Source organism: Stenotrophomonas sp., assembly GCF_035634915.1.
GTDB lineage: Bacteria > Pseudomonadota > Gammaproteobacteria > Xanthomonadales > Xanthomonadaceae > Stenotrophomonas.
The window spans coordinates 1-5,792 of sequence record NZ_DASQCB010000027.1; the positions used below are offsets into that span (position 1 = coordinate 1).

At 63.8% G+C, this 5,792-nt stretch carries 7 protein-coding genes; all 7 read right to left on the reverse strand.

All coding sequences use genetic code 11. The annotated features are described in order from the left end of the window. Window positions 1-111: 111 nt before the first annotated feature. Genes paaH through paaB form a run of 7 tightly spaced genes read right to left on the reverse strand, consistent with a single transcriptional unit; the run spans window position 112 to window position 5,722 of the window. Window positions 112-1,536, reverse strand: coding sequence for a 3-hydroxyacyl-CoA dehydrogenase PaaH (gene paaH / locus VER16_RS19345; RefSeq protein WP_324810939.1), 1,425 nt, complete (start codon window positions 1,534-1,536; stop codon window positions 112-114). Window position 1,537: 1 nt separating this feature from the next. After that, on the reverse strand, window positions 1,538-2,323 hold the full coding sequence (gene paaG, locus VER16_RS19350; RefSeq protein WP_324810941.1) for a 2-(1,2-epoxy-1,2-dihydrophenyl)acetyl-CoA isomerase PaaG: 786 nt from the start codon (window positions 2,321-2,323) through the stop codon (window positions 1,538-1,540). A 2-nt stretch (window positions 2,324-2,325) separates the two neighbouring features. Next, window positions 2,326-3,093: a 2,3-dehydroadipyl-CoA hydratase PaaF gene (paaF, locus tag VER16_RS19355; RefSeq protein WP_324810943.1), complete on the reverse strand. Its 768-nt coding sequence runs from the start codon at window positions 3,091-3,093 to the stop codon at window positions 2,326-2,328. Next, entirely contained in the window at window positions 3,090-4,160 is a 1,071-nt protein-coding gene (paaE, locus tag VER16_RS19360; protein WP_324810945.1) for a 1,2-phenylacetyl-CoA epoxidase subunit PaaE, read from the reverse strand. Before paaE ends, paaF begins: the two co-directional genes overlap by 4 nt. Window positions 4,161-4,167: 7 nt before the next feature. Further along, on the reverse strand, window positions 4,168-4,665 hold the full coding sequence (gene paaD / locus VER16_RS19365; protein WP_324810947.1) for a 1,2-phenylacetyl-CoA epoxidase subunit PaaD: 498 nt from the start codon (window positions 4,663-4,665) through the stop codon (window positions 4,168-4,170). A gap of 14 nt (window positions 4,666-4,679) precedes the next feature. Next, complete coding sequence (paaC, locus tag VER16_RS19370; RefSeq protein WP_324810949.1) at window positions 4,680-5,426, reverse strand: 1,2-phenylacetyl-CoA epoxidase subunit PaaC; 747 nt, start codon at window positions 5,424-5,426, stop codon at window positions 4,680-4,682. A gap of 8 nt (window positions 5,427-5,434) precedes the next feature. Then, the gene (paaB, locus tag VER16_RS19375) at window positions 5,435-5,722 is read right to left on the reverse strand and encodes a 1,2-phenylacetyl-CoA epoxidase subunit PaaB (RefSeq protein WP_032611057.1); all 288 of its coding nucleotides are present in this window, start codon (window positions 5,720-5,722) and stop codon (window positions 5,435-5,437) included. Window positions 5,723-5,792 lie beyond the last annotated feature (70 nt).

Here is a 5,792-nt window from a genome sequence, read left to right on the forward strand (position 1 = left end):
GTGACGGTCATGGTCAGTATTGCCATGCCCTCATCCATCTCAATAATGTCGATGCCATAGGCCTGGGCGCAGGCATCGTTTTCATACATGGCGCGGGCGTTGCGCCAGGCGTTATGACTCATAGCTACTCTCCAGAAGCGCGCGCTGGCGCAGCAGGGATGACGGGCGATAGCGTTCTTCGCCGTAGTGGCGTTGCAGGTTTTCAAGCAGGATCAGCAGACGCTGCCAGCCAAGCTGCTCTCCCCAGGCCAGCGGGCCGCGCGGGTAGTTCACCCCGAGGCGCATGGCGGTATCGATATCCTGTTCGCTGGCGACCCCTTTTTGCAGGGCGTCGAGGGCTTCGTTGACGATCATCGCCACCGTGCGCCAGATCAGCAGGCCGGGATAATCCGCCACCTGCAGGACGCGCTTGCCCTGCTGCTGCAGGTACCAGACCGCTTTCAGGGTGGCGCAGGCCGGGTTGCTGGCCGCCGGGGCAATGATGGCCACATCCCCTTCCTGTCGATCCACGACCACCACCGGCTGACCGTAACGGTTCGCCAGCGCCTGGGCGGTCTCGCCCTGGGTTTCGATCAGCAGCAGGCCGTCGATTTCGGTGACACCGTCACTTTTTCGCTGCACGCTCATGGCGCTGTACGTGTCGCCAACGGTCTCCAGCCAGTTAACGGCGGGCTTCTCGCTGCGCCAGTTGTAGACACCCTGGCCGCTCTTCTTGCCGAAGCGCCCGGCCAGCACCAGCTCCTGCTGCACCAGCGACGGCAGGAAGCGGCGCTCCTGCCAGAAGGCGTTAAATACCGAACAGGTGACGGCGAAGTTGACGTCCTGGCCGATCATGTCGGTCAGCTCCAGCGGCCCCATCGGGAAGCCCGCGCCGTCGCGCAGCGCGGCGTCGATAACTTCCGGGGCGGCAACCTGCTCTTCCAGCGCGCGCCAGGCTTCGGCGTAGTACGGACGTGCCACGCGGTTAACGATAAAGCCCGGGGTGGACTGGCAGCGCACCGGCTGTTTACCCCAGTTCACCGCCAGCTCGCTCAGCTGTTCCACCACTTCACCGGAGGTCGCCAGCCCGCTCACCACTTCCACCAGCTTCATCACCGGGGCCGGGTTAAAGAAGTGCAGCCCGGCCACGCGCTCGGGGTGTTTCACATCGGCGGCAATGGCGGTAATGGAGATAGAAGAGGTATTGCTGGTCAGCAGCGTCTTAGCCGGGCAGATCTCCGCCAGTTCGGCAAAGAGCGCTTTTTTGACCGCCATCTGCTCAGAGGCGGCTTCGATAACCAGGTCGGCCGCCGCCAGGGCATGAATATCGGTCACCGGGATCAGACGCTGGAGCGTCTGCTCGCAGTCCTGCGCGCTCAGCTTGCTACGCGCCACGCGGGATTCGAGACGAGTGCGGATCCCGTCGATGGCGCGGGAAATCGCGTCGGCATTGATGTCATATACCAGCACCGGATGCCCGTGGCTGGCCGCCACTTCGGCGATCCCGGCTCCCATGATGCCGCTGCCTATCACCGCCACGGTATGAATTGTCGTCATCTTATTTCCCCGTAAACTGCGGCGCGCGTTTGTTGAGGAAGGCGCTGACGCCCTCGCGGTAGTCGGCGCTGCGTCCGGCCAGGCGCTGATAGTCGCGCTCCAGATCCAGCTGGGCCTCGAGGGTGTTGGTTTCGGCGGCGTTGATTGCCTGCTTGATGAGCCCCAGGCCAAAGGTCGGCTGCGAGGCCAGGTGCACGGCCAGCTGGCGGGCGGTGTCGGTCAGCTCGGCGTCCTCCACCACCTGCCAGATCATCCCCCAGGCGTGAGCCTGCTCGGCGCTGATCTTCTCTCCCAGCAGGGCCAGGCCCATTGCCCGGGCGCGGCCGGTCAGGCGCGGCAGCAGCCAGGTCCCGCCGGAGTCCGGCACCAGACCGAGCTTGCTGAAGGCCATCACAAAGTTTACCGAACGGGCGGCAATGACGATGTCGCAGCCCAGCGCCAGCGTGGCACCGGCTCCGGCGGCGACGCCGTTAACCGCGCAGATCACCGGCTTCGGCAGTTTTGCCAGGCGCTTAACCAGCGGGTTGTAGAATTTTTCCACCGACATCCCCAGATCGGGCGCGGGACTGTTCGGGTCGACGTTGCGGTCGTTGAGATCCTGCCCGGCGCAAAATCCGCGTCCGGCCCCGGTCACCAGCAGGCAACGCACGCTGTCGTCGCGCTCGGCCTGCTTGAGGCACCCGGCAAGCTGCTGATGCATCTCCTCGTTAAAGCTGTTGAGACGCTCCGGGCGGTTCAGGGTGATCGTCATGACGCCCTGCTCAACGTGACTCAGAATGAAATCCATGGTTAGCGTCCTTTAAATTCGGGGGTGCGTTTTTGCAGGAAGGCGTCGATCCCTTCCCGGCGATCCTCGGTGGCCGCCAGCAGGGTAAACAGCTGACGCTCCTGGGCCAGCCCGGCCTGCAGGGCCACTTCCTGGGACTGGCGTAACGCCTGCTTCGCCGCCTGCAGCGCCAGCGGCGAGTGGCGCGCCATCAGCGCGGCCTGCTGGAGGGCATATTCCAGGGTCAGGGATTCGGGATAAAGGTCGCTCACCAGTCCGGCGGCCAGCGCCTGCCGGGCGGTGATGCTGTCGCCAGTCAGCACCATTTTGCTGGCCAGCGATTTGCCGACGCTGCGGATCAGGCGTTGAGTGCCGCCCGCGCCCGGCATAATGCCTAAAGTGATTTCGGGCAGGCCAAAGCGGGCGTTCTCCCCGGCGATCGTTACATCGCACAGCAGCGCCAGCTCGCAGCCCGCGCCCAGCGCGTAGCCGTTGACGGCGGCAATCAGCGGTTTGCTGAAAGCGTTGATCCGCGCCCACAGCTGGGGACGAATGTCGTTGAGGGTGGCGGACAGATCTTTTTCGGCCATCTCATTGAGATCGGCCCCGGCAGCAAAGAAACGCTCGTTGCCGGCGATCACGCACACCGAAACCTCGCTATCGGTTGCCGCGGCTTCCAGCGTGGTCGCCAGCTCGCTCAGCAACGCATTGTTAAGGGCGTTGCGGGCCGCCGGGCGGTTGAGGGTCAGGAGCAGTACCCGCCCCTGACGGGTGACAATCAGGTCGCTCATGCCATCCCCTTCGCGTCAAAGTCCACCACCACGTCGCGGGTCAGCGGCAGGGCCTGGCAGCTCAGAACGTAGCCCGCCGCCAGTTCGTCCGGCTCGAGGCTGTAGTTGGTGACCATGTCCACCTTTCCGCGCACCACTTTGCATTTGCAGGTAGCGCAAACCCCGCCTTTACAGGCGTACGGCAGATCCGCCCCCTGACGCAATGCGGCATCAAGAATGCTTTCGTCATCGGCGGTGAGGGTGATCTCGCGGTCGCGTCCGTCCTGGCGCACGGTCACTTTCTGCCCTTCTACCTGCACGCTGTGGGCGCGTTTCACGCTGGTGCCCGGGGTATTGAAGCGTTCCAGATGCAGCGATTTTTCCGGCATGCCCAGCGCTTTCAGCGCCTGCTCGGCGTCGTCCATCATCGCCGCCGGGCCGCAGATAAAGGCTTCGTCAAACTGGCTGAAGTCGATGAGGTGTTTCCCGAGCGCCTGCAGTTTTTCGCCGTCGATACGGCCGTGCAGCAGCTCGCTGTCCAGCGTCTCCTGGCTGAAGATATTGACCACCTGCAGGCGGGTCGGGTAGCTGTCCTTCAGATCGGCCAGCGCCTGGCGGAACATCATGCTCTGGCTGCTGCGGTTGCCGTAAATCAGGGTGAACTGGCTGTTGGGTTCGGTTTTCAGGGTGCTGGAGATGATGGCCAACATCGGGGTGATGCCGGAACCGGCGGCAATCGCCAGGTAGCAGCCTTCCCGCTCAGCCAGCGGCTGATAGCCAAAGTGGCCCTGGGGCACCATCACCTCCAGCGCCATCCCCTGTTTGATCTCATCCCGGGCATAGCGCGAGAAGCGGCCGCCGTCGATAGCTTTCACCGCCACGCTGATCTCGCCCGGCTGAACGCTGCGGCAGATAGAGTAGCAGCGGCGCAGCTCTTCGCCCGCGAGATGGGCTTTCAGGGTCAGATGCTGGCCCGGACGGAAGCGATACGCCTCCTGCAAAGCCTGGGGAACCGCGAAGGTGATGGTCACCGCATCGCGGGTTTCGGGTTCCACTTTTGCCACCGTTAAGGAATGAAACGTTGTCATGGCGACCTCAGATACATTTGAAATAGTCGAAGGGTTCCCGGCAGCTGTCGCAGCGGTAAAGCGCTTTGCAGGCCGTGGAACCAAATTCACTGATCATCGTGGTACGGGTGCTGGCGCAGCGCGGACAGGTCACCTCGGCGGGCAGATGCGCATGGCAGCTGTGGCCGGCCGGAGGGCTGATGCCGTACTGGCGCAGACGCTCCCGGGCGTCCGGGGTCATCCAGTCGGTGGTCCACGCCGGGTCGAGCTGGATGGTGATCTGCACCGGGGCATAGCCGTGGGCGGTCAGGGTGTCGCGGATCGCCCCCATCAGATGGTCGGTAGCCGGACAGCCGGAGTAGGTCGGCGTAAAGCCGATAGCCCAGCCTTCACCCTGCGGGGTAACGCTGCGCACCATGCCCAGATCGGTAATGGTCAGCACCGGGATCTCCGGGTCCGGGATCTGGCTTAACAAAGACCAGATCTGCGGGACGGCGGCGGGTGCGAGTTCGACGGCATGTTGCATAGTGCTCTCCTGCGTTACCACTGCTGCCCGGGATAGACGCGCTGCAGATACTGCATCTCTGCCAGCATCGGTCCCAGATGTTCAGTGTGCAGCCCTTTGCGGCCGCCGCTACGGTAGGCCGCTTCCTCGGGCACCCTCAGCGTCGCCGCGTTCAGTCCGGCAAAGACTTCCGCTTCCCACTCTTCGCACAGGCTGCGTGGATCGACGGCGATACCCTCGGCCACCAGGCCCAAGTCAATCTCGTCGGCCTCGAACAGCTCGGCGGTGAAGCGCCACAGGTCGTTGACCGCCTGCTGCATCTTCTGTGCGGAGACGGCGGTGCCGTTACCGAGGCGTTCCAGCCAGCCGCGGCTGAAGCGCAGGTGGTAGCGGGCCTCTTTAATGGATTTGGCGGCGATGGCGGCAAGCTGCGCATCGCGGCTGTGAGTCAGACGGGTGAACAGCGCCACGTGCCAGGCGTCGATAAAATACTGACGGGCGATGGTGTCGGCGAAGTTGCCGTTCGGCTGTTCCACCAGCAGCAGGTTGCTGAACTGGCGTTCGTCGCGCTGGAAGGCCAGCGTCTCTTCGTCGCCCTCGCCTTCCAGCTCGGCGGCGTAGGTTAAGAAGTTGCGCGCCTGGCCCAGCAGGTCGAGGCCGATATTGGCCAGCGCGAGATCGATCTCCAGCTCCGGGGCATGGCCACACCAGGCCCCCAGACGCTGGGAAAGCACCAGGCCGTTATCACCCAGGCGCAGAACATAGTTCGTTAACGTTTTCATCCCCGACCTCACATGTGCTCGATGCCATCAGGGATGGTGTAGAAAGTCGGGTGACGGTAGACCTTGCTCTCCGCCGGATCGAAAAACTCACCGCGCTCTTCCGGCTGCGAGGCGACGATTTCGCTCGCCTTCACCACCCAGATGGAGCAGCCTTCGCTGCGGCGGGTGTAAGCGTCGCGAGCGTTCTCCAGCGCCATGCGATCGTCGGCAGCGTGCAGGCTGCCGACGTGACGGTGGGACAGCCCCTGTTTGCTGCGGACAAAAACTTCGTATAACGGCCAGTATGTTTTGCTCATCGTGATTCCCCTTACGCGACCTTGCGGGCGTGTTGTTTTTCTGCGTGCGCCAGGGCGGCTTCGCGCACCC

What these genes read in the sequence shown, in the direction of transcription:
- paaH (WP_324810939.1), bottom strand. Translation starts at nt 1,536, where the DNA reads ATGACGACAATTCATACCGTGGCGGTGATAGGCAGCGGCATCATGGGA.
- paaG (WP_324810941.1), bottom strand. Translation starts at nt 2,323, where the DNA reads ATGGATTTCATTCTGAGTCACGTTGAGCAGGGCGTCATGACGATCACC.
- paaF (WP_324810943.1), bottom strand. Translation starts at nt 3,093, where the DNA reads ATGAGCGACCTGATTGTCACCCGTCAGGGGCGGGTACTGCTCCTGACC.
- paaE (WP_324810945.1), bottom strand. Translation starts at nt 4,160, where the DNA reads ATGACAACGTTTCATTCCTTAACGGTGGCAAAAGTGGAACCCGAAACC.
- paaD (WP_324810947.1), bottom strand. Translation starts at nt 4,665, where the DNA reads ATGCAACATGCCGTCGAACTCGCACCCGCCGCCGTCCCGCAGATCTGG.
- paaC (WP_324810949.1), bottom strand. Translation starts at nt 5,426, where the DNA reads ATGAAAACGTTAACGAACTATGTTCTGCGCCTGGGTGATAACGGCCTG.
- paaB (WP_032611057.1), bottom strand. Translation starts at nt 5,722, where the DNA reads ATGAGCAAAACATACTGGCCGTTATACGAAGTTTTTGTCCGCAGCAAA.